1 protein-coding gene is annotated in these 857 nt (G+C 42.7%); it reads right to left on the bottom strand.

All coding sequences use genetic code 11. From position 1 onward, the window contains the following. Nucleotides 1-9 precede the first annotated feature (9 nt). Nucleotides 10-797 (bottom strand): IS5 family transposase gene (locus FD17_RS13150; protein ID WP_080487858.1). Its coding sequence is split into 2 segments (ribosomal slippage): nt 10-539 and nt 539-797, totalling 789 coding nucleotides; the frame shifts between segments, so codons are not numbered across the junction. Between the last annotated feature and the right edge of the window lie 60 nt (nt 798-857).

The raw sequence follows: 857 nt of genomic DNA, 5'->3' as shown, positions 1-857 counted from the left end.
AGAAGCTGTCTAAAATCTCTTAAGTAATAGTGCTAAAAACGCTAAAACGACCATTTGCAGACTGGTGGTTAATTGACGCTCACAATTTTTCCAAAGTCGCCGACAATTCTCTAGCCAACTAAAAGATCGTTCGACTACCCAACGTTGGGGCATGACTTCGAATCGATGCAACTCATTGCGCTTCGCAACCTGCACGGTTGCGTTTAAATTACTGGCTACATCGAGCTGAAAATTAACGCCTGAATAACCACCATCAACTAAGACATTTTGAACCTGGCGTAAATGCATGGCATGTAAAGCGATCATGGCACTGGCCCCGTCTCGATCAGAGACGTTCGCTCGCGTCATGTGAATGGCCTGCGGAAAGCCATTGATATCAACTGCCAGATGGCGCTTAATCCCCGAGATTTTCTTACCAGCGTCGTAACCTTTGTTTTCAGCAGTAGCGGTGTTTTTGACGCTCTGAGCGTCAACGATAATAAAGGAAGTTAAAGCTGAACGTCCTTGGTAAGTTCGCCGAGCAATGACAATTTTTTTAAAACTTGTTCCAATAAAGAATCAGCCGTAGGCTCAGCTTTAGTTGACCAAATTTTGTAATAGTTGTAAACTGACCGCCATTCTGGGAAATCACCGGGGACTTGACGCCATTGGCAACCGGTTTTCAAGACATATAGGACCGCACAGAAGACCTCGTAGAGGTCATATTTTCGAGGCTTAGTTCGCTTACGAAAATTTTCTAAAGCTGGTCGAATTAATTCAAATTGTTGCCGAGTAATATTGCTGGGATAATTTTTCATAGCTTAAACTCGCTTTTTACATAGAAGTATATCAAAAATCATAGATCTTGGACAGCTTCT

Origin of the sequence: Lentilactobacillus sunkii DSM 19904 (assembly GCF_001435575.1) — a bacterium.
Classification (GTDB): Bacteria; Bacillota; Bacilli; order Lactobacillales; family Lactobacillaceae; genus Lentilactobacillus; species Lentilactobacillus sunkii.
The sequence above is the reverse complement of the archived record's forward strand: the minus strand, read 5'-3'. Positions and strand labels throughout refer to the sequence as shown.